We start from the raw sequence: 22,224 nt of genomic DNA, 5'->3' as shown, positions 1-22,224 counted from the left end.
AAATATCCGTGAGACGGAGACACTGATGAGAAAGAAATTTTGAAAATGCCGAGGATTTTTAATAAAAAAGCAGCCGAAAATTAGAAATGCCCATTTTCAGCTGCTCTCTCCCTACAAAATTTTTGTCTGCGTATTTTCAGACGGCCTTCAATCCGTCCCGCGCCGCCGGTAATGGACGAACGCAAAACCTGTGCCCTTGGCCGAAACGTGCGCCTCGCGGGAGATTTCCTGCCAATCCTGTTTGGAAAACTCGGGGAAAAATGCGTCGCCCGCAACCTGCAAATCCACTTCCGTAATCCGCAAATCCGTCGCCTGCGGCAGGGCTTGGGCGTAGATTTCCGCGCCGCCCATGATGATGATTTCTTCCGCGCCGCCGCACAAAGCCAGCGCCGCATCCAGCGTTTGCGCCGTTTGCGCGCCCTCGGCGGGATAGTCCGGCTGACGGCTGATGACGATATTCAGACGGCCGGGCAGCGGTTTTTTCGGCAGCGATTCCCAGGTTTTGCGCCCCATGATGACGGGTTTGTCCAGCGTGTAGGCTTTGAAAAAGGCGAAATCTTCGGGCAGATGCCAGGGCATGGTGTTGTTGATGCCGATGCAGCGGTCGGCGGTGCAGGCGGCGATGAGGGTGATTTTCGGCATGATTCAGGCTTTTTTATGGCTGAAATGCTGTTTATTTTAGCGGAAAAGTATCAGGCCGTCTGAAAAACAGGCGTTTAAATATGATTATTTGATTGATTTGAATATTTATCATTATTATGCCCGGGAGGGCATAGACAAGTGAAGTTGCGCCGTTTATCATAAAAACCGACCTTTTATCTGTATTGTGGGTTTTCACTAGAATAAGGATGGAATCATGCCCGGCTCTTATGCCTCCTACCGTTGCGCTGTTCTGGCGACTTCCAGCAGTTCGCTGACCGAAATGACCGACCGCGACAGCCTGATCCAGATTCTGCCGCTGGGCGTGAAAACCGGCTGGAGCGAGCTGGCCGACGGCGTGGAAATCAGCAACTGGGAATACTGCCTGTGGCGTAAAAATCATTTGGACGAACCCACGGCGACCACGCCGCCGCCGCAACAGTTGATGCGCAATACGTTCCAATATCTGCACAAACAGGGTTATCGCGCGGCGATTGTGATTACGCTGAGTGAAATTTTGAGCGATACGGCGGAAGTGGTGCGTAACTTGGCGCAGGAAATGCCGGAATTGAAAATCCATGTAGTCGATTCGGGCATCTGCTGTATGCCTGAGGGCTTTTTTGCACTGGAAGCGCAGCGGCTTTTAGACGCGGGCAAATCGCCGCTGGAAACGGTGGCTTGTCTGGAGCGGCTCAAACCCGGCAGCAACATTATTTTCGGCCTCACTTCGCTCAAGCCGCTCTCGCTCAGCGGAACGCTGACGCGCTTGGGTGCGTCGTTCAGCGACTGGCTCGGCTTGCGGACGACGCTGCGGTTTTCAGACGGCCGTCTGACGCGTTTGGGTTCGGTGTCTGATGATGGGGAAATGTTTAAAGACATCACCGCCAACGTGAAGAAACTGATGGCGGACAAGCCTGCGGAGGATTTTGTGATTTCGGGGCTGTATAGCGGAGATTCGGCTTTTTACCGCCGTTTTGCCGGTTTTTTCCGACAGGAAACCGGCTTGGATTTAGGCAAAGGCTTACCTGTATCCGCTGCGGTGGCGGTGCACGTCGGCATTTCGGGTGTCGGTGTGGGATTGGTGGAGAAAGCCGCCGGATAACCAGATCCGGAAGACAAGGCCGTCTGAATTTTCAGGCGGCCTTTTGCTTTGCCGATGCGGTATAATCCCGCCATCGAAACCCCTTATTTTTAAAGCACAAGCCATGACTAAACGCAAAATTCTCGTTACTTCCGCGCTGCCTTATGCCAACGGCAGCATCCACCTCGGCCACATGGTCGAGCATATCCAGACCGACGTTTGGGTGCGCTTTCAAAAGCTGCGCGGGCATGAGTGCCACTACTGCTGCGCCGACGATACCCACGGCACGCCGGTGATGCTGGCGGCGCAGAAGCAGGGCTTGGCGCCGGAAGACATGATTGCGCGCGTGCGCGAAGAGCATTTGGCCGACTTTACCGGTTTCCACATCGGTTACAGCAATTACTATTCTACCCATTCCCCTGAAAACAAAGCGTTTTCCGAAAAAATCTACTGTGCGCTGAAAGCCAACGGCAAAATCGAAAGCCGCGTTATCGAGCAGCTTTTCGACCCGGAAAAAGAGATGTTCCTGCCCGACCGCTTCGTGAAAGGCGAATGTCCGAAATGCCACGCGCCAGACCAATACGGCGACAACTGCGAAGTGTGCGGTACGACTTACGCGCCCACCGAGCTGATTAAACCTTATTCCGCCGTATCGGGCGCAACGCCCGTATTGCGCGAATCCGAGCATTTTTTCTTCAAACTCGGCGAGTGCGCTGACTTTTTGAAAGCGTGGACGGGCGGCGAAAGCAAACTTTCAGACGGCCGCATCCAGCCCCACCTTCAGCCCGAAGCCTTAAACAAAATGAAAGAATGGCTGGGCGAGGGCGAAAACGCGCTTTCCGACTGGGATATTTCGCGCGACGCGCCGTATTTCGGCTTTGAAATTCCCGATGCGCCGGGCAAATATTTTTACGTCTGGCTCGACGCGCCCGTGGGCTACATGGCCTCGTTTCAAAACCTCTGCGACCGCATCGGCGTTGATTTTAATGAGTTTTTCCAAGCCGGCAGCGAAACCGAAATGTATCACTTCATCGGCAAAGACATCCTCTATTTCCACGCCCTGTTCTGGCCTGCCATGCTGCATTTTTCCGGCCACCGCACCCCGACCGGCGTGTTCGCACACGGCTTCCTCACTGTTGACGGCCAAAAGATGTCGAAATCGCGCGGCACGTTTATCACCGCAAAATCCTATTTAGAACAAAAACTTAATCCCGAATGGATGCGCTACTACATCGCCGCCAAACTCAACAGCAAAGTCGAAGACATCGACTTGAACCTCAACGACTTCATCGCCCGCGTCAACAGCGATTTGGTCGGCAAATACGTCAACATCGCCGCCCGCGCCGCCGGTTTTATCGCCAAACGCTTTGAAGGCCGTCTGAAAGACGTTGATAACAGCGCGCTGTTGGCCAAACTCGCCGCCGAAAGCGAACGCATCGCCGAGAGTTACGAAACCCGCGAATACGCCCGCGCCCTGCGCGACATCATGGCGCTGTCCGACGCGGTGAACGAATACGTCGATGCCAACAAACCGTGGGAATTGGCCAAACAGGAAGGTCAGGAAGCGCGCCTGCACGAAGTGTGCAGCGAATTGATCAACGCCTTTTCCATGCTCACCGCCTGCCTCGCGCCCGTGTTGCCGCAAACCGCCGCAAATGCCGCCCAATTCCTGAATATTCCCGCAATCACTTGGGAACACACCCGTACAACATTGGGCGAACACGCCATCAATAAATACGAACATTTAATGCAACGAGTGGAGCAAAAACAAGTGGACGATTTAATCGAAGCCAACAAACAAAGCATTCAAACTGCAGCTGAAACCGCGCCTGCCGAAGAGGGCAAATACGCGCCCGTTGCCGAGCAAGCCAGCTTCGACGCTTTCATGAAAATCGACATGCGCGTCGCCAAAGTTTTGAACTGCGAAGCCGTCGAAGGCAGCACCAAACTGCTCAAATTCGACCTCGACTTCGGCTTTGAAAAACGCGTGATTTTTTCCGGAATCGCCGCCAGCTACCCCAATCCCGCCGAACTCAACGGCCGCATGGTCATCGCCGTCGCCAACTTCGCCCCGCGCAAAATGGCCAAATTCGGCGTATCCGAAGGCATGATTTTGAGCGCCGCTACCGCCGACGGCAAACTGCGCCTTTTAGACGTACACGAAGGCGCGCAGCCGGGGGATAAAGTCGGTTAAGCAGGAAATACAGGCCGTCTGAATGCTTCGACTACGCCCAGCAACTGATTTTCAGACGGCCTGTTTTCCAAAAAAGGAAAAATCCCCATGCAAACCATCAAAGGTGATCTGATTGCGCTGGCCGAAGCGGGCGGATTCGATGTCATTGTCCACGGCTGCAACTGCCGGCACGCGATGGATGCGGGCATTGCCAAACAGATTAAAGCGCACTTTCCCGAAGCCTACGCCGCCGACTGCGCCACGCCCGAAAGCGCCGGAAAACTCGGCCAAATCAGCGTTGCCGAAATCGGGCGCGACCGTCTGAAATTGTTTGTCGTCAACGCCTACACGCAGGACAACTGGCAGGGCAGCGGCGTTTTGGCCGATTACGCCGCCATCTGCTCGGCCATGCGGCAGGTTAAACAGCGTTTCAGCGGCCTGCGCATCGGTTACCCGAAAATCGGCGCCGGACTCGCGCGCGGCGATTGGTCGGTCATCGCGGCCATTATCGACGAAGAGCTGGCGGGCGAAACGCATACGCTGGTGGAATACGCGCGTTAAGCGGTTTTGCGTGTGGGGTTGGTTTTTCAGACGGCCTGCCCGCCGCTTCCGCTATAATCCCTCCATCCTAGTCCTTCACAAACAGGAGTTCCCCATGTCCCTCCCGCCCTGCCCGCAATGCGGCTCGGAATACACCTACGAAGACGGTACGCAGCTCGTTTGCCCCGAATGCGCCCACGAATGGCAGCCGGGCGAAACCGGCACAGCCGAAGACGTTTTGGAAGTGAAAGACGCCAACGGCGCAATACTGGCTGACGGTGATACCGTTGTTTTGATTAAGGATTTGAAAGTCAAAGGCAGCTCGATGGTCATCAAACAGGGCACCAAAGTCAAAGGCATCCGCCTTCGGGAAGGCGACCACAACATCGGCTGCAAAATCGACGGCAGCGCGATGAATCTGAAATCGGAATTTGTGAAAAAAGCGTAACGTAGCGCGCTGAAATAGAAGGCCGTCTGAAATTCGGTTGCTGAATGCAGCCGGAATTTCAGACGGCCTTGTTTTCTAAAACCGCCTCAAACCGCCCGCACGGCTTGGTTGTTTGCAGATTTCACTTTACAATAAGCGCAGTTATTTGACCGCTTCTTCCTTTTAAGGACACGCCATGTTCAGCTTTTTCCGCCGCAAACCGAAATCCGAAGAAACCGCCCCGAAAACCGAAGCCGCGCCCGAAGCCGCGGCGGAACGGCATTCGGACAGCCAAAATTTAGAAGCCTCGCTGGCGGCCTTGGAAAACGTGTTCAAAACGCAGGCTCAAGCGCAAAGGCCGTCTGAAAACAGCGTTGAAACAGAACGTACAGACGCGGCGGAATCCGAAGCGGCGGCGGTTTCCGAATCCTCCCCGATGCCGTCTGAAATGCCGGCTGTGCAGCAATCCGCCCCTTCTGCCGCAGAAGAGCTTCGGGAAGAGGGCGAAACGGCCGATATTCCCGAAATGCCTGAAGCGGCAGCCGAAGCCGTTCCGACCGAACCGATGCCGTCTGAAACCCCTGATCCCGAAACAGGTGCAAATGAAAAAAACGGCTGGGCGGCGCGTTTGAAACAGGGTTTGTCCAAATCGCGCGACCGCATGGCCAAATCGCTGGCGGGCGTGTTCGGCGGCGGCAAAATCGACGAAGATTTGTACGAAGAGCTGGAAACCGTGCTGATTACCGGCGATATGGGCATGGAAGCGACCAATTATCTGATGAAAGACGTGCGCGACCGCGTGTCGCTCAAAGGTTTGAAAGACGGCGCCGAATTGCGCGGCGCGCTGAAAGATGCGATTTACGATTTGATCAAACCGCTGGAAAAACCGCTGCAACTTCCTGAAAACAAAGAACCTTTCGTCATCATGCTGGCCGGCATCAACGGCGCGGGCAAAACCACTTCCATCGGAAAACTCGCCAAATATTTCCAAGCGCAGGGCAAAACCGTGCTGCTGGCTGCCGGCGACACCTTCCGCGCCGCCGCGCGCGAACAGCTTCAGGAATGGGGGGCGCGCAACAGTGTGACCGTGATTTCGCAGGCCACGGGCGACTCGGCGGCGGTGTGTTTCGATGCCGTTCAGGCCGCCAAAGCGCGCGGCATCGACATCGTGCTCGCCGACACCGCCGGCCGCCTGCCGACCCAGCTTCACCTGATGGAAGAAATCAAAAAAGTGAAACGTGTGTTGCAGAAAGCCATGCCCGATGCGCCGCACGAAATCATCGCCGTACTCGACGCCAATATCGGCCAAAACGCCGTCAACCAAGTCAAAGCCTTCGACGACGCGCTCGGTCTGACCGGCCTGATCGTGACCAAACTCGACGGCACGGCCAAAGGCGGCATCCTCGCCGCGCTGGCCAGCAACCGCCCGATTCCCGTGCGCTACATCGGCGTGGGCGAAGGTATCGACGACCTGCGCCCGTTTGATGCGCGGGCGTTTGTGGATGCGCTGTTGGATTGAGGTTTGAAAACAGCAAAGGCCGTCTGAAACTTCGGCTACGCTCAGCACAAGTGCTTCACTTTGCCCGGCAACCCATCGAAGTTTCAGACGGCCTTTTCCATCCTCTGTGGCAGCATCTTGCCCCAGCGGTTAAAATACCGTTTTCAAACCGTTTTTGGGAACTCACTATGACCGTCAAAACCCGTTTCGCCCCCAGCCCCACCGGCTACCTCCATATCGGCGGCGTGCGCACCGCCCTGTTTTCATGGGCGTTCGCCCGCAAGCACAAAGGCGAATTTTTACTGCGCATCGAAGACACCGACCTTGTGCGCTCCACCGCCGAATCGGTGAACATCATTCTCGACGGCATGGACTGGGTCGGCCTGAATTACGACAACGCCGGCAACGTGGTTTACCAAACGCGCCGTTTCGACCGCTACAAAGAAGTCATCGCCGAACTCTTGGAAAAAGGCGCGGCCTACTACTGCTATTGCAGCAAAGAAGAACTCGAAGCCATGCGCGAAAAGGCCGAAAAAGAAGGCACGGCCACTTACGACCGCCGCTGGCGTCCCGAAGCCGGCAAAACCCTGCCGCCCGTGCCCGAAGGCATCGAACCCGTCGTCCGCTTCAAAACCCCGACCGAAGGCGTAACCCGTTGGCACGATTTGGTCAAAGGCGAAATCAGCATTCCCAACGAAGCACTCGACGACCTGATTATCGCCCGCGCCGACGGCACGCCGACCTACAACTTCTGCGTGGTGGTGGACGACTTCGACATGGGCGTTACCCATGTTATCCGCGGCGACGATCATGTGAACAATACTCCAAAGCAAATCAACATCTTGCAGGCGATGGGCGCAAAACTGCCCGAATACGCCCACCTGCCGATGATTTTGAACGAGCAGGGCAAAAAAATCTCCAAACGCAGCGGCGACACCGTGGCCATCACCGATTTCGGCGCGATGGGCATCCTGCCCGAAGCCATGCTCAACTATCTGGCGCGTTTGGGCTGGGCGCACGGCGACGACGAATTTTTCACGATGGAACAGTTTATCCAATGGTTTGATTTGAAAGACGTTTCCCCGTCGCCCAGCCGCATGGATTTGAAAAAGCTCTATTGGATTAACGCCGAACACATCAAAGCCATGCCGTCTGAAAAACTGGCGGAACTGATTGCCCCGCGTTTGGCTGTGCGCGGCATCAATGACACCGCCAAACCTGCGCTGGAAGAGGTGTTGGCATTGGTGAAGGACCGCGCGCAAGACCTGAACGCGCTGGCCGACGAATGCCTGTATTTCTACGAAAAACAAACCCCTGCTGAAGCCGACGTGCAGAAACATTGGGACGACGAAGCCTCCGCACGTATGCTGCGTTTTGCCGACAAACTCGAAGCGCTGACCGAATGGAGTGCCGACGCCATTCACGAATTGTTCAAATCCTTCTGTGACGAAGAAGGCATCAAAATGGGCAAACTCGGCATGCCGCTGCGTCTGGCCGTCTGCGGCACCGCCAAAACCCCGAGCGTGGACGCAGTATTGGCCTTAATCGGCAAAGAAGAGGTGTTGCGCAGAGTCCGCGCCTGATATTTTGAAACAGAGCAGCGGCCGTCTGAAAAATTTCAGACGGCCTCTCCGTTTTAAAACCGGAAAAATTCAGAAATCCCGAAACAATCCTCCAACCACCCCGAAGCCTGCCGTCTGAAACCGGCAGGCAGAAAGAAAATGCCGATGACTGTGTTGCACCATTTCGGTTTGGCCTTTATGGCCTTTTTCGCCATCATGAATCCGCTGACCAACCTGCCTGTGTACCTGAGCCTGACCGCCAGCGACGACGCAGCGCTCTCCCGCGCCGTTGCACGGCGCAGCCTGCTGATTGCGTTTGCGATTGTGGCGGTGTTTTCCCTGTGCGGACAGTATATCTTCGAAATGTTCGGTATGACGCTGCCCGCGTTGCGCCTGGCCGGCGGCGTTTTGGTGTTTTTAATCGGCTTCCATATGCTGCAAGGCAGACAGTCGCCGGCACACCACCCTGACGACGTTTCACAGCAAAATTGGGAAGACAAAATGAGCGTGGCCGTTTCGCCGCTGGCCACGCCGCTTTTGGCCGGCCCGGGCGCCATTGCCACCGCAATGAATTTATCGGCGCAAGACACGGTATGGATCACTGTCTCCGCCTTTGCCCTGCTTTGTGTGATGACCTATGTTTTGTTTGTGTACGGCAAAACCGTCGTCCGGCTTATCGGCAACAACGCCATGAACGTCATTACCCGTATGATGGGTCTGATTCTGACCGTCATCGGCGTACAGATGCTGATTTCGGGCATACACGGCGCATTTCCGAATTTATAGCCGGCTGCCGCAGCCCATACCGATATGCCGAAAGGCCGTCTGAAAACTTTCAGACGGCCTTTCGTTTGGTAAACAGCGGTGCCGGCAATGCGCGGCAAAGTGAGAAAATCGGCCGGGAGCTCCGTCAGGCAGAATTTTCAGACAGCCGTTTTGGTTTGTGCAACGGCCTCGGCCTCACACCAGCCCTTTGAGCCGGTACAGCGCATCCAGCGCTTCGCGCGGGGTCAGGTCGTCGGGGCTGATTTCGGCCAGGGCTTTGCGCAGCGCGGTTTCGGTTTCAGACGGCCTGTTTTTGCCATCGGCATTTTCATCGACGGCATTTGCTTCTCTTTCTTCGTCTGCCATGTCGGCGTCAGACGGCATCATGCTGAAAATATCCATCTGCGGCTGTTGTGCTGCGGCCTGCTGTTCCAATCCGCTCAAATGCTTTTGGGCGGATTTCAGTGCGCGGGCGGGCAGGCCGGCGAGTTTGGCGACGGCGATGCCGTAGCTTTTGCTGGCGGGGCCGGGTTCGATGTGGTGGAGGAAGACGATGTCCTGCCCCTGTTCGAGCGCGGAGAGGTGCATATTGACGGCTTCGGCGCAGGCTTCGGGCAGGCGGGTAAGCTCGAAATAGTGGGTGGCAAACAGGCTGAAGGATTTGTTTTTCTGCAATAAATGTTCGGCAATCGCCTGCGCCAGCGCGAGGCCGTCGAAGGTGGAGGTGCCGCGGCCGACTTCGTCCATCAATACCAGCGACTGCGGCGTGGCGTGGTGGAGGATGTAGGCGGTTTCGCTCATTTCGACCATAAAGGTGGAACGGTTGGAAGCGAGGTCGTCGCTGGCGCCGATGCGGGTGAAAATCTGGTCGATGCTGCCGATGGTGGCGGATTCGGCGGGCACAAACGCGCCGGTGTGCGCAAGCAGCACAATCAGCGCGACTTGGCGCATATAGGTCGATTTGCCGCCCATATTCGGGCCGGTGAGCAGCATCAGGCGGTGTTTGTGGTCGAGCGCGGTGTGGTTGGGGGTGAAGTGGCGAACCTGCGCTTCGACGACAGGATGGCGGCCGTTTTGGATGTCGATAACAGGATAATCGGCGAACGCGGGGCGGGTGTAGCCGCGCTCTTCGGCATGGCGGGCAAAGGCGGCCAAAACGTCGAGCGAGGCGGCGGCTTTGGCGGCGCGCTGGAGCAGCGGCAAGGCCGTCTGAAGTTCTTTCAGCAGCGCGTCGAAAAGCTGTTTTTCCAATGCCAGCGCCTGCTCTTGCGCAGTTAACACTTTGTCTTCAAAGGCTTTTAATTCGGGCGTGATGAAGCGTTCGGCGTTTTTCAGCGTTTGGCGTCGCCGGTAGTCGGCGGGCGCCTGTTCGGCTTGGATTTTGGAGAGTTCGATATAGAAACCGTGTACGCGGTTGAACTCGACTTTCAGCGTGGAAAGCCCCGTGCGCTCGCGTTCGCGCGCTTCCAAAGAAAGCAGGAATTCGTCGCCGTGGTTTTGGATATGGCGCAACTCGTCGAGCTCGGCGCTGAAACCGTGATTAATCACGCCGCCGTCGCGCAGCCACACCGCCGGTTCGGGCAAAACTGCGGCTTTGAGTTTTTCCGCCAGCGGCAGGGTTTGCGGGAACACGTTTTGCAGCGTTTCCAAAAGGCTGCTGCCCTCGGCGGAAAATTCCGCCTGCGCCAGCTCAAACAGACTGTCGCGCAGCGCCGCCAAATCACGCGGACGGGCATTGCCCACCGCAATCCGCGCGGCAATGCGCTCGATGTCGGCAATGTTTTTCAGACGGCCTTGCAGTGCGGCAAACTGGCTGCGCAACATTTCCACTGCTTCCTGCCGCGCCAGAATATGCGCGCGGCTGCGCAAAGGATGGTGCAGCCACAGCGCGAGCAGGCGGCTGCCCATGTGGGTCGCACAGTCGTCGAGCACGGAAAACAGCGTCGGCGCTTTTTTGCCGCTGATGGTCTGCGTGATTTCCAGATTGCGCCGCGTCGCCGCATCCATGCCGACAAACTGGTTTTCCGTTTCCAGCGAAAGGCCGTCGAGGTGTTGCGGCAGGCCGTTCTGCGTCAGGCGGATATAGTTGAGCAGCGCGCCCGCCGCGCCGATTGCATCGTCGTGAACGCCGCGCTCGAGGCCGAACGCGCGCAAATCCTGAGTGCCGAAATAGTCGGTCAGCAGTTTTTCGCCCGCATCGACGGCAAACTGCCACGCGTTCAGCCGCGTGATGTTGCCGCCCGGAATCTGCGGCGTGTTTTTCTGGTCGGGCAACAGAATTTCCGCCGCCGAAAGCCGTGCCAACTCATCGTTTAACTTTTCAGACGGCACAATCTTGGCCTTAAATTCGCCGCTCTGCAGCGACGCCCAAGCCAGCCCGACCTGCTTTTTCCCCGCATACACCGCCACAATGCGGTTGGTTTCCTTGTCTTCCAAAAACGCCGAATCCGTCAGCGTTCCCGGCGTAACGATGCGCACGACTTTGCGCTCGACCGGCCCTTTCGCCGCACCCACTTCCCCCACCTGCTCGCAAATCGCCACGCTTTTGCCCATCTTAATCAGCCGCGTCAGATACGATTCCGCCGAATGGTAGGGCACGCCCGCCATCTTCACCGGCTCGCCGTCCACCTGCCCGCGCGTGGTCAGCGTGATGTCCAAAAGTTTAGCCGCCTCGACCGCATCGTCGAAAAACATCTCGTAAAAATCGCCCATGCGGTAAAACAGGAGCTTGTCCTGATGTTCGGCTTTGATGGCGAGATACTGCTGCATCATCGGGGAAACGGGTTTGGACATTTTCAGACGGCCTTTTGCGGGGTTTAGGGGAAACAGTATTGTAGCAAACAAAGAATGGGGAAAGGCCGTCTGAAAATGCAAACAAACGTTTTCAGACGGCCTTTGTTTTACCTGAAAAAACACAGTACATGCCACAGACCAACACTAATCCTGTAAAATATTCGCCGAAAATGACGGTTTTGCCCGCAAGCCTTTTTGCGGGCAAAACCGCGTTTTCAACCTTAAAAATCAACAAGAGGATAAAAAATGACAAAAATTGCAATCATCCATTACCGCGCAGTTTGTATGCAGTAAAAACTGATTGGGCTTTTGCAAAACCGCTCAAGCTAAAGGCCGTCTGAAACGGTTGACGCTTTAAACGGCGTTATTCCCGCGCAGGCAGGCATGATGTCCGGAAAAATTCAGACGGCCTGTTCGGCTTTCAATAATAAATATTTAATTGATTTAAAAAGGAAAAACTTTATGAACAAAACCATTTTCGTTGCTGGCGCCACCGGCGTGATCGGCAAACCTTTGTGCAAAATGCTGCTGGACGCGGGCTGGACGGTGTACGGCATCACGCGCACCGAAGCGAAAGCCGCGAAGTTGGCCGAAATGGGCGTGAAGCCCGTGGTTGTCGATGCGTTCGACAAAGCAGGCATCGCGCGCGCGATGGCCGAGGCCAAGCCTTCCGTGGTCAGCCACCAGCTTACCGACCTGCCCGACGGCCTCGCGCCCGAGCAGATGGAAGCCGCGTTGGAGCGCAACGCCCGCATCCGAGAGGAAGGTACGCGCAACCTGGTCGAAGCCGCCGAGCAGGCCGGCGTGGAAAAATTCATCGCGCAGAGCATCGCCTTTGTGTATGAGCCGAAAGAAGGCGTAACCGACGAAGAATCGCCGCTGTTGAACTTCGCTGACCCGACCTACGGCGAAACTTCCCGCGCGGTGCACAGCCTTGAGCAGCAGACGCTGAACGGCAAATTCGTCGGCATCGTTTTGCGCAACGGCCTGCTCTACGGCAAAGGCACCGGCTTTGACGCGCCGTTTGAAGGCATGGCTTCGGTCAACGTCGATGCTGCCGTGCGCGCTGCGTTTCTCGCCATCGACCAAACCGAATCCGGCATTTTCAACATCGCCGACGACAGCCCGACTTTGAGCACCGCAAAAGCGAAAGCAAAACTCGGCTGGGATGCGGGTTTCCGTTTGTAGCGCTTTGATTTTTCAGACGGCCTTTAGACAGGTGTCTTTTTGTTTGCGTAAAAGTTCCGTTTTCGACGAAGAAAGGCCGTCTGAAAATCCCCCCCCAATCTAATTCAGGAGTAAAAATGTCCAAATGATTAAGCAATCCGATTGAAGACGCAGAAATTTTTAACGCCATGCTGGGCGTGGAAACCGCGCTGGGCAACGCATCCATCGATTTATTTCTCAAAGAGCTGATTAAAATCCGCGCCTCGCAGATGAACGGCTGCACATTCTGCATCGATATGCACGTCAAAACCGCGCGCAAAGCGGGCGAGCGCGAAATGCGTCTGCACCATGTTGCCGTGTGGCGTGAGTCGAACCTGTTTTCCGACCGCGAACGCATCGCGCTGGAAATCACCGAAGCGCTGACAAAAATGACCCCGCAGGGTTTGAGCGACGATCTGTACAACCGCGCCCGCAGCGTGTTTTCCGACAAAGAGCTGGCCGAAGTCATGTTTTCCATCGCCCAAATCAACGCCTGGAACCGCTTGGGCGTAGCGTTCCACACGCCCATCGGCCCGATGGATAAGGTGATGGGGCCGGATACGGTTGAGCTGTAATGTGTGTTTTCAGACGGCCTTTTGCAAATAATAGGCCGTCTGAAATTTTTTCCGACCCTGACCCAAATCAAGCCCTGCCCAATCGCGCCTTTACCGCAAAAGGCGCTTGACGGATAATCACAGCTCGAAATTTTTATCTGCAATCCGTTTGAAAAGGAACCGACATGGCATTTTTGAAACTGACCGAGCAGGACGTAAGCGGCAAAACCGTGCTCATCCGCGCCGATATGAACGTGCCGTTTAAAGACGGCAAAATCAGTGACGACACCCGCATCCGCGCCTCGCTCGCGTCGATCAAATACTGTTTGGACAAGGGCGCGTCGGTCATCATCATGACCCACCTCGGCCGCCCGACCGAAGGCGAATTCCACCCCGAAGACGACGTTGCACCGGTGGCCGCGCACTTGGGCGGTCTGCTCGGCAAAGAGGTCAAGGTGCTCAACGACTGGCGCGAAAACAAACCTGCGCTGAACGCGGGTGACGTGGTGATGCTGCAAAACGTGCGCATCAACAAAGGCGAAAAGAAAAACGATTTGGAACTCGGCAAAGCCTACGCTGCGCTGTGTGACGTGTTCGTCAACGATGCGTTCGGTACCGCCCACCGCGCGCAAGCCTCCACCGAAGCCGTTGCCCAAGCCGCGCCCGTGGCCTGCGCCGGCGTTTTGATGGCGGGCGAACTCGACGCGTTGGGCAAAGCCCTGAAAGAGCCTGCGCGTCCGCTGGTGGCGATTGTGGCGGGCAGCAAAGTGTCCACCAAACTGACCATTCTCGAGTCGCTGGCCGACAAGGTTGACCAGCTCATCGTCGGCGGTGGCATCGCCAATACCTTCCTGTTGGCCGAAGGCAAACCCATCGGCAAATCGCTGGCGGAAACCGATTTGGTGGAAGAATCGAAAAAAATCATGGCGAAAATGGCGGCCAAAGGCGGCTCGGTACCGCTGCCGACCGACGTCGTAACTGCGAAAGAATTTGCCGAAAACGCCGCCGCCGAAACCAAAGCCTTAAGCGAAGTCGCCGCAGACGATATGATTTTGGACGTCGGCCCGCAGTCTGCCGCCGCATTGGCGGAAATCCTGAAAAACGCGGGCACAGTCGTGTGGAACGGCCCTGTGGGCGTGTTTGAATTCAACCAATTCGCGGGCGGCACCGAAGCCCTCGCCCGCGCGATTGCCGACAACAGCGCGTTTTCCATCGCGGGCGGCGGCGACACGCTGGCGGCGATTGCCAAATTCGGCATTACCGACAAAATCAGCTACATCTCCACCGGCGGCGGCGCCTTCCTTGAATTTTTGGAAGGCAAAGAGCTGCCCGCCGTAGCCGTTTTGGAAAAACGCGGCGCGTAAGCGGTTGGAACGGTAAAAGGCCGTCTGAATTTTCAGACGGCCTATTTTTGTTGGCACCGTTTGCAGCGGTGCTTTTCGAAGCCGAACTTTTGAAAGATTATGAATGATTTTGTAAACGCCTGATTCCCGTTTGGAATTTTTTAAATCCGCGAGATGCTGCCGGTTTGGTATTTTTTCGTAAATTAAACATCACTTAAGATATTGTTTTCAAACGCGTCAATTTAAAAGCATAGGCCGTCTGAATGTTTTTCAGACGGCCTGATGGTGTTTTATGGGTAAGGATTTTATATATGACTTTGAATTATAAAGGTTAATGCCCGAATTTCATATGGACTTTTCCGGCAGATTCTAACCTTACTTGAGGCAGATGGAAATAAACATTTGCTAATATTTTTTCAACTTATTTTTAACTTCAGGAGTGATATTATGAAAATACTGACTTTGGATGAATTGAACCAGGTTTCCGGCGGATTTGACATTGGACAAACAGTTGCATCGGATGCGGGTGGTTTTGTTGGAGGTTCGGCTGGTATGTTAGCAGGGGCCTACACTGGCATGGCATTAGGAACGTTAATTGCAGGCCCTGCCGGAACAGTGGCAGGCGGTGCTGTCGGTAGGGTCGTCGGTGGATATTTAGGCGGTAAATTAGGTTCATTTGTTGCAGAAAAATCATTTGGTTATTAATCTGTTGTAATGATTCCACATCCTTCAGGAAATATTGATGGATATGGAATCTGTGGATTATCTGATTTAAGAGGATAAGGTAATGAAAAAACTTTGGGAAATGTACAAGAAAAATTTAATTGTATTGGGGAATTTTCCCAAAAACCACTTTAAGGCTTTTGCGGCTATCTGTTTCGGCGCCACTTTCGTTATCTATGCGGTAAATTTTATTTTGAGTGTCTTTATTATTAATCCGAAATATTTTCTCGGTAACAACCATTTCCTCCCCAGTGGGGTTGTAGCCATACTCTCTGCTGTTTTGGTAGAAATCATGATGTAGGAATATCTAAAAAGAAAAAAAGAGTTGGATTTAGACGATTGATATTTGAGTTTGATGCCGTCTGAAAACGTGTCAGCAATTTAAATCTCTTCTGACATATTTTCAGGCGGCCTATTTTTTGTTGGCACCGTTTGCAGCGCCGCTTTTCGAAGCCGAACTTTTGAAAGATTATGAATGATTTTGTAAACGCCTGATTCCCGTTTGGAATTTTTAAATCCGCGAAATGCTGCCGGTTTGGTATTTTTCCGTAAAGTAGGCATCACTTAAGATATTGTTTTCAAACGCGTCAATTTAAAAGAATAGGCCGTCTGAATGCTTTTCAGACGGCCTGATGGTGTTTTATGGGTAAGGATTTTATGTATGACTTTGAATTATAAAGGTTAATGCCCGAATTTCATATGAACTTTTCCGGCAGATACGACTCTTACAGACCATGTGTTGTTTAGGATCCGTGCGCAGGTTTGTCTCCTCAAAAAGCCTGCCGTCGGAATCCTTAAGGATGCATTTGACTTAAACCAATCGAAAGAAGGAATTGAAACATGAAAAAATTTGCTGCTCTGTTGGCAATCGCTGCCCTCTCTACTTCTGCAATGGCTGCTACTGCCACCGCTGAAAAAGCAAAATCCCACAAATCTAAAACTTCCGTCAGCAAAGCTGCCGAAGGTAAAAAAGCCGGCTCTTTGGGTTCCAAATCGACTTTGGATACTAAATCGGCTTCTTCACCTGCTACCGGTACTTCTACCGTTGCACCGGCCGCTGCCAGCGCGCTGAAATAAGCGGATTTCCGTCCATAAAAAAACCTGCCTTCGGGCAGGTTTTTTTATGGACGGAAGATTTTTCAGACGGCCTTTCCGGTTTTTACCAAACTGTCCGTCTACTTCGTCAGTTTCATAAACACTTCTTCCAAATCCGTTTCCGGCAGCGCCATATGCTGAACGCCGACGCCCGCTGTCTTCAGCGTATCCAAAACGCCGGAAAGCTCGTTGTAGTCGTTGAGTTTCAACAGGATTTCGCCGTCTTTTCCGCCGATTTGCAGCGGGCGCAAAACATCGGGCAGGCCGTCTGAAAGTTGCAGCGCCACGCGCAGGCCTTTTTCTTCGTGGAGCAGGTGGTCGGTGGTGTCGAGCGCGACCAGGCTGCCGTGTTTGAGCATGGCGATGCGGCTGCACAGGTTTTGCGCCTCTTCCAGATAATGCGTGGTCAGGATCACCGTGTGGCCTTGCGCGTTGAGACTGTTGATAAACGTCCACAGGCTTTGGCGCAGCTCGACGTCCACACCCGCGGTCGGCTCGTCCAACACAATCACGGGCGGTTTGTGCACCAACGCCTGCGCGACCATCACACGCCGTTTCATGCCGCCGGAGAGGTTGCGCGTAATCGTGTCGGCTTTGTCGGCCAACCCCAGCCGTCCGATGATTTCGTCGACCCATTTGTCGTTGTTTTTAATGCCGAAATAGCCGGACTGAAAACGCAGCGTTTCGCGTACGGTAAAAAACGCGTCAAACACCAATTCCTGCGGCACGACGCCCAGATTCATCCTCGACGCGCGCGCGGATTTGACCACGTCGTGCCCCATCACCGAAATGCTGCCCGAAGTCAGGCGGCCCAAGCCCGCCATCGCCGAAATCAGCGTGGTTTTGCCCGCACCGTTGGGGCCCAGAAGCGCGAAAAATTCGCCTTCGGCGACGGTGAAGGAAACATCGTTGAGGGCGGTGAAGCCGTTGGCGTAGGTTTTGACGGCATGGCGGATTTCGACGGCGTGCATGGTGGTTGGCTTTTGAAAAGGGAAAAAGGTATTTTATCGCTGCAAAGCGGGGGGAGACAACGAACAGGCCGTCTGAAAATTTCAGACGGCCTTTGCGGTATCTGTTAATCCTACTCCGCCGTTTTCCCCGCTCCGCAATGGCGCAGCGCCTGATAACACGGCTCGAGCTGGCGGGCGATGAGGCTGAGCTGCTGCCAGAGGATGTTGCTTTGGCGCTCGTCGCCGGCTTGGCTGCGCAGGGTTTCCAAATCGCTTCGGATACGGCTTAAGGCCGTCTGAAAACTTTCGCTGCTTTGCTGCGGCAGGGTTTCGAGCAGACCGGCGGTTTGGCGGGCGGTTTGGTAGAACTGTTCGGCGAAAGCTTGGTTGCCGCTGTCGGCCATGTGGCTGCGGTAGGCGCCGAGGGCGGAGATGTAGCCGGTGAGCGCGTAGCTGTTTTGCAGCAGGGTGAAGCCTTCTTGGAGGCGGTTGCTGTATTTTTTCGGCTCGCTGCTCATGTCGGAGAGGGTGCTGCCCAGCGCGGCCGTGTATTCGTGGGCACGGCGGCGGACGGTGCGGTATTCGACGTCGTCGCGGCTGCCGTGGCGCAGTTGGTCGGCGATTTTGCCCAGATACGCGCCGTTGCCGGAAACGGCTTGGGCGGCGGTGCGCTCGAGGGTGAGGTATTTCCAGTCCGGCCAGAGGTGGCTGGCGGCTGCCCACGCGAGAACGGCGCCGATAACGGTGTCGATGATGCGCACGGGCATGGCGCTGTACACGTCCAGCCCGGCGAGCGAAAAGCTGGTCAGCGCCTGAATGGTGATGAAAAATGTGGAAAAGCTGTATTTATACGAGCGGCTCACGAAAAACAGCGTGGTGGCGGCGATGACGATCCAGAGTTTGGTTTCGACCGAGGGCGTGAAATACGGCACGAGCGAGCCGACAATCACGCCCAAAACCGTGCCGGCGATGCGCTGGTAAACGCGGCTTTTGGTGGCGGTGTAGTTGGGTTGGGCGACAAACAGCGCGGTAAGCAGAATCCAGTAGCCCAAGTTGAGCTGCAACACTTCGACAATCGCGCAGGCAACGGCGACGACGATGGAGAGCCGCACCGCGTGGCGGAACACGGAAGACTCGAAATTAAGCTGTCCGCGCACGGTCTGCCACACGGTTTTCAGGCCGCCGCCCTCCAGCGCGGCGATGCGTGTGTCGGTATCCGCATCGGCGGTCAGGCTGCTGTTTTCCAGATGTTTGAGTTGGTAATCGACCGAAATCAGATTGTTCAAAAGCTGCTGGAGATTGTGCACCTCGCCCGTGCCTTTGTGGCCGTCTGAAAAATGCGCCAGCGACTGCCGGCAGCCCTCTACCGCGCGTGCGAGGCGTTTGCTGTATTTATACGGACGCCCGCCGCGCAAACCCTCCGCCACATTGCGGCAGGCCTGCCCCTGCATTTCCAGCAGGCGGTGTATGCGGAAAATCAGGTCGGTGTTTTTCAGCTTTTCCGCCAGCTCCGCATAATCCATGTGCGCCGAACTGATGCGCTCGTGAATATCCTGAACCGCAAAATAATAGCGCAGCATCCGCGCCGTACGCGGATGGCGGTGCTGTCCGCGCAAACGGTAAAACAGCGCCGCGCGGCATTGGTTGAACGCCGCCACCACGCCCGTGTTGCGCATCGCCAGATCAATCTGGCGGTTGCCCAGCCAAGCCGCCTCATCGGGATCGAAAAAATCCGCCTTCGCATCGAAATAACCGCCCAGCGCCTCATACGCCGCCGCCACGCTTTCCTGAACGGGGCGGTGCGGGAAAACCATATGAAACACCAGCGTAAACGCGCTGTAGAGCAGCGTTCCGCATAAAATCATCAGCGGATTGGTCAGCCAAAACGACTCCGGCGTATAAGTCAGCGAAGTATAAACCGCCACCGCCAGTGCGCCGAACGCAAACGTGCGGTAACGCAGCCCGACCGCGCCCATAATCGTGAAGCAGAACGTCATCCCCGTCATCGCCGCAATAAACGGCAGCCCCGTGCCCAGCGTCATCTGCGCCGTCAGCGAAGCCAGCGTAAACAGTGCCACCGTCACCACAATATTTTTCAGACGGCCTGTGAGGCGGTTGTCCAAATCCACCAAACCGCCCGCAATAATCCCCAACACAAACGGCATCGCCAGCTTGGGCGCATCGAAATGCCACACCAGCGTCGCAGCGGTAAACACGCTGGCAAACACAGGCAGTGCGGCGATAAGGAGCGGTTTGAGCGGAGGCGTTCTCATGGTTTTTCGGTTTGCGTGGAAAGGCGGAATCAGCGGGAATTGTAACGTTAAAACGGCGGCAGGCAAAAGCAGAAAGGCCGTCTGAAACATTTGTTTTCAGACAGCCTTTTGCATTGTTAACCGCGGACAGCCCGATTCAGCGTCTGCGCAACCCATTCGTTCAGACTGATGTTGCTCGCAGCGGCAGCCGCAGCGGCGGCGGCATGAATCTGCGGGCTGATTCGGACATTAAACCGTCCCGAATAATGTTTGTACGGCCCGATTCCGCGTTCCCTGCAAACGTCCAAATAGGTTTGCAGGCTGACCGCCCCCTCTTTATGCAGGTCGGCCACATTATCGGCATAAAAATCCGCACCGCCGTTCAGGCCGATAAATTCCCCGCGCAAAAGCTCGGTTTCGGGATCGTATTGAATCAGGGCTTTATGCCCGTTGATGTTCATGATGTTGTTCATGGGCTTACTCCGTTTGCTTCCAGCCATTTCCTGACCGCCGCCACCGCGCCCTTGTCTGTATCGGGGCCAGGGTGCGGGCGGTGGAAAACCTGAACCTGTCCGAACAGGATAACCGCCACACGGCTTCCCGCCCGTGCTTCGATTTCGCCGCCAAGTTCGTTAAACAAGGCTTCGATGTCCGCCCATTTGATGCTGCCGGGTATAGGGCGGGCATAAATCAGGCTTAGTGTACGCTGGTGCTTTTTCTTCATGATGTTAATACTGAAATTCGGTACTAATTTTAAACCTGTGACGGTGGTGTGGCAATGAAACAGAAAGATAAAATTCAGACGGCCTCATTTCCCGATACAGAACCGCGAAAAAATCACGCCCAGCAAATCGTCGGCGGTAAATTCGCCGGTGATTTCGCTGCACGCCACTTGTGCCAGCCGCAGGTGTTCGGCCAAGAGTTCGAGCTGGTGGTTGCCGCACAAGGCGGCGTTTTCCAGTTCGGCTTCGGCGGCGTGCAGGGCGTTGAGGTGGCGGCTGCGGGCGAGGAACAGGCTCTCGCTTTCGCCCTGCCAGCCGATTTCTTTGAGCAAGGCCTGTTTGAGCAAGTCCAAACCCGCGCCGGTTTTGGCGGAAAGCCTGATGAGCGTGTCCGCACCCGTAAAATTGCGTAGGTCGTCTGAATGTTGCGCCGGTGCGGTTTCGGAAAACACGCCTGCGTTTTCGCCGGTCAGGTCGGTTTTGTTGTGGATTTCGATGCGTTTCAAACCGGCGGGCAGACCGTCGAGTATGGCTTGGGTTTTGGCGTTCACGCCTTCGCGCGGATCGATGAGCACCAGCGCAACGTCGGCTTCGTTGACGGCTTTGCGGCTGCGTTCGATGCCGATTTGCTCGACCACGTCGTCGGTTTCGCGCAGTCCGGCGGTGTCGATGATGTGCACGGGCACGCCGTCGAGCGTGATTTGTTCTCGCACGGTGTCGCGCGTGGTGCCGGCGATGTCGGTAACGATGGCGATGTCGTCGCCCGCCAGCGCGTTGAGCAGGCTGGATTTGCCTACGTTCGGCGCACCCACCAGCACCACGTTCATGCCTTCGCGCAAAATCGCGCCCTGTTCGGCACTGGCCAACACGGTTTTCAGACGGCCTTGAATGCCCGCCAATTTGCCGCGCGCGTCGGCGGCTTCGAGAAAGTCGATTTCTTCTTCGGGAAAGTCCAACGTGGCTTCCACCAGCATCCTGAGCGTAATCAAATCATCGACAAGCTCATGAATATGCTGGGAAAACGCGCCTTTGAGCGAGCGCAGGGCCATGCGCGCGGCGGATTGGCTGGACGCGTCAATCAAATCGGCCACGCTCTCGGCCTGCGCCAAATCGAGTTTGTTGTTGAGAAACGCGCGCTTGGTGAACTCGCCCGGTTCGGCCAGCCGCGCGCCCAGCTCCACGCAGCGCGCCAGCAGCATCTGCATCACCACCGGCCCGCCGTGGCCTTGCAGCTCGAGCACGTCTTCGCCCGTGAAACTGGCGGGTGCGGCGAAATAGAGCATCAGGCCGTTGTCGATGGCAAGGCCGTCTGAATCGAGAAAATCGGTGTACAAAGCCACGCGCGGCTTGGGCGTTTTGCCGCCGCTGACGGCCTGCGCGAACGGCAGCAGATCTTTGCCTGAAATGCGGATAACGCCCACACCGCCGCGCCCGGGGGCGGTGGCGATGGCGGCGATAGTGGGATTGGGAAAAGACACGGAATGTTCCATTTGATTCTAAGCTGTAAAAATAATTGACCATATAAAAACAAACTTAATCGGTCTGTTCGCTAAAACTTATGCCGTTTCTCTCTGCCAACGATAAAAACTGGCGGCGGGTCAAAATCGGTTTTTTCCTGATAAATTGTTTGAAACCGGATGACTTGAAAGAAATATATCCCTCGGATAATCCCATATGCCATTGATAAATTTCATTTTCTACGTTGACGAGTTCCAAATCATCAACAGCCGGCATATTGGTTCGGTATCGGTCGATTTCTATTTGCAGGTCATAAACATTTTCAAATTTTAAGGTGCAGGGTGACACCCAAAACGAAAAATATTCTTCCGGCGGTTCGGGATTGATCCATTCCAAAATGTAATCAAGGTCAAAAAGCAAATCCGTACGGAAATCATCGACAG

Annotated in this window: 22 protein-coding genes; 14 read left to right on the top strand and 8 right to left on the bottom strand. The window is 55.4% G+C overall.

What is annotated here, in order from left to right; translation table 11 throughout:
• Positions 1-147: 147 nt before the first annotated feature.
• Positions 148-642, bottom strand: a complete 495-nt coding sequence (locus BG910_RS05675; RefSeq protein ID WP_089036004.1) for a dihydrofolate reductase — start codon at positions 640-642, stop codon at positions 148-150.
• A 214-nt stretch (positions 643-856) separates the two neighbouring features.
• Between BG910_RS05675 and BG910_RS05670 the strand changes: the two genes are divergently transcribed.
• From BG910_RS05670 to BG910_RS05640, 7 genes are all read left to right on the top strand, one after another.
• Positions 857-1,741 (top strand): DegV family protein, encoded by an 885-nt coding sequence (locus tag BG910_RS05670; protein ID WP_089036003.1) that lies wholly within the window; start codon positions 857-859, stop codon positions 1,739-1,741.
• Between the two features lie 103 nt (positions 1,742-1,844).
• Entirely contained in the window at positions 1,845-3,914 is a 2,070-nt protein-coding gene (gene metG, locus BG910_RS05665; RefSeq protein WP_089036002.1) for a methionine--tRNA ligase, read from the top strand.
• A gap of 87 nt (positions 3,915-4,001) precedes the next feature.
• Positions 4,002-4,454, top strand: coding sequence for a macro domain-containing protein (locus BG910_RS05660; RefSeq protein WP_089036001.1), 453 nt, complete (start codon positions 4,002-4,004; stop codon positions 4,452-4,454).
• Positions 4,455-4,548: 94 nt separating this feature from the next.
• On the top strand, positions 4,549-4,881 hold the full coding sequence (locus tag BG910_RS05655) for a zinc ribbon domain-containing protein YjdM (protein ID WP_089036000.1): 333 nt from the start codon (positions 4,549-4,551) through the stop codon (positions 4,879-4,881).
• Positions 4,882-5,056: 175 nt separating this feature from the next.
• Positions 5,057-6,379 carry a signal recognition particle-docking protein FtsY gene (ftsY, locus tag BG910_RS05650; protein ID WP_089035999.1) on the top strand — a complete coding sequence of 441 codons (1,323 nt, stop codon included), beginning with the start codon at positions 5,057-5,059 and terminating at the stop codon, positions 6,377-6,379.
• Positions 6,380-6,546: 167 nt separating this feature from the next.
• Positions 6,547-7,941, top strand: coding sequence for a glutamate--tRNA ligase (gene gltX / locus BG910_RS05645; RefSeq protein ID WP_089035998.1), 1,395 nt, complete (start codon positions 6,547-6,549; stop codon positions 7,939-7,941).
• Positions 7,942-8,085: 144 nt separating this feature from the next.
• Positions 8,086-8,706: a MarC family protein gene (locus BG910_RS05640; RefSeq protein WP_232462244.1), complete on the top strand. Its 621-nt coding sequence runs from the start codon at positions 8,086-8,088 to the stop codon at positions 8,704-8,706.
• 174 nt (positions 8,707-8,880) lie between these two features.
• On the opposite strand, the gene mutS is transcribed toward BG910_RS05640, so the two are convergent.
• Positions 8,881-11,478, bottom strand: a complete 2,598-nt coding sequence (gene mutS, locus BG910_RS05635; protein ID WP_089035996.1) for a DNA mismatch repair protein MutS — start codon at positions 11,476-11,478, stop codon at positions 8,881-8,883.
• A 128-nt stretch (positions 11,479-11,606) separates the two neighbouring features.
• On the opposite strand from mutS, the gene BG910_RS12235 reads away from it, so the two are divergent.
• The 7 genes from BG910_RS12235 (at position 11,607) to BG910_RS05605 (ending at position 16,381) form a co-directional block, all read left to right on the top strand.
• Positions 11,607-11,819, top strand: coding sequence for a hypothetical protein (locus tag BG910_RS12235; RefSeq protein WP_123805278.1), 213 nt, complete (start codon positions 11,607-11,609; stop codon positions 11,817-11,819).
• A gap of 121 nt (positions 11,820-11,940) precedes the next feature.
• On the top strand, positions 11,941-12,666 hold the full coding sequence (locus BG910_RS05630; RefSeq protein ID WP_089037156.1) for an NAD-dependent epimerase/dehydratase family protein: 726 nt from the start codon (positions 11,941-11,943) through the stop codon (positions 12,664-12,666).
• Between the two features lie 167 nt (positions 12,667-12,833).
• Positions 12,834-13,259, top strand: a complete 426-nt coding sequence (locus BG910_RS05625) for a carboxymuconolactone decarboxylase family protein (RefSeq protein ID WP_198344830.1) — start codon at positions 12,834-12,836, stop codon at positions 13,257-13,259.
• Between the two features lie 164 nt (positions 13,260-13,423).
• Complete coding sequence (locus tag BG910_RS05620) at positions 13,424-14,602, top strand: phosphoglycerate kinase (protein ID WP_089035995.1); 1,179 nt, start codon at positions 13,424-13,426, stop codon at positions 14,600-14,602.
• A gap of 426 nt (positions 14,603-15,028) precedes the next feature.
• Entirely contained in the window at positions 15,029-15,286 is a 258-nt protein-coding gene (locus tag BG910_RS05615) for a hypothetical protein (protein WP_089035994.1), read from the top strand.
• A gap of 82 nt (positions 15,287-15,368) precedes the next feature.
• Positions 15,369-15,605, top strand: a complete 237-nt coding sequence (locus BG910_RS05610; RefSeq protein WP_089035993.1) for a hypothetical protein — start codon at positions 15,369-15,371, stop codon at positions 15,603-15,605.
• Between the two features lie 539 nt (positions 15,606-16,144).
• On the top strand, positions 16,145-16,381 hold the full coding sequence (locus BG910_RS05605; protein ID WP_089035992.1) for a hypothetical protein: 237 nt from the start codon (positions 16,145-16,147) through the stop codon (positions 16,379-16,381).
• Between the two features lie 98 nt (positions 16,382-16,479).
• Here BG910_RS05605 and BG910_RS05600 read toward each other — a convergent pair whose 3' ends face one another.
• From BG910_RS05600 to BG910_RS05575, 6 genes are all read right to left on the bottom strand, one after another.
• The gene (locus tag BG910_RS05600; protein WP_089035991.1) at positions 16,480-17,370 is read right to left on the bottom strand and encodes an ABC transporter ATP-binding protein; all 891 of its coding nucleotides are present in this window, start codon (positions 17,368-17,370) and stop codon (positions 16,480-16,482) included.
• Between the two features lie 110 nt (positions 17,371-17,480).
• Positions 17,481-19,622, bottom strand: coding sequence for a YccS family putative transporter (gene yccS / locus BG910_RS05595; RefSeq protein WP_089037155.1), 2,142 nt, complete (start codon positions 19,620-19,622; stop codon positions 17,481-17,483).
• Positions 19,623-19,738: 116 nt separating this feature from the next.
• Complete coding sequence (locus BG910_RS05590; protein ID WP_089035990.1) at positions 19,739-20,074, bottom strand: type II toxin-antitoxin system HicB family antitoxin; 336 nt, start codon at positions 20,072-20,074, stop codon at positions 19,739-19,741.
• Positions 20,071-20,325 carry a type II toxin-antitoxin system HicA family toxin gene (locus BG910_RS05585; RefSeq protein ID WP_089035989.1) on the bottom strand — a complete coding sequence of 85 codons (255 nt, stop codon included), beginning with the start codon at positions 20,323-20,325 and terminating at the stop codon, positions 20,071-20,073. Before BG910_RS05585 ends, BG910_RS05590 begins: the two co-directional genes overlap by 4 nt.
• Positions 20,326-20,409: 84 nt before the next feature.
• Positions 20,410-21,801, bottom strand: coding sequence for a tRNA uridine-5-carboxymethylaminomethyl(34) synthesis GTPase MnmE (gene mnmE, locus BG910_RS05580; RefSeq protein ID WP_089037154.1), 1,392 nt, complete (start codon positions 21,799-21,801; stop codon positions 20,410-20,412).
• 55 nt (positions 21,802-21,856) lie between these two features.
• On the bottom strand, positions 21,857-22,177 hold the full coding sequence (locus BG910_RS05575) for a hypothetical protein (RefSeq protein WP_123805279.1): 321 nt from the start codon (positions 22,175-22,177) through the stop codon (positions 21,857-21,859).
• Positions 22,178-22,224: the final 47 nt, after the last annotated feature.

It is taken from the genome of Neisseria chenwenguii, assembly GCF_002216145.1.
Taxonomy (GTDB): domain Bacteria; phylum Pseudomonadota; class Gammaproteobacteria; order Burkholderiales; family Neisseriaceae; genus Neisseria; species Neisseria chenwenguii.
The sequence above is the reverse complement of the archived record's forward strand: the minus strand, read 5'-3'. Positions and strand labels throughout refer to the sequence as shown.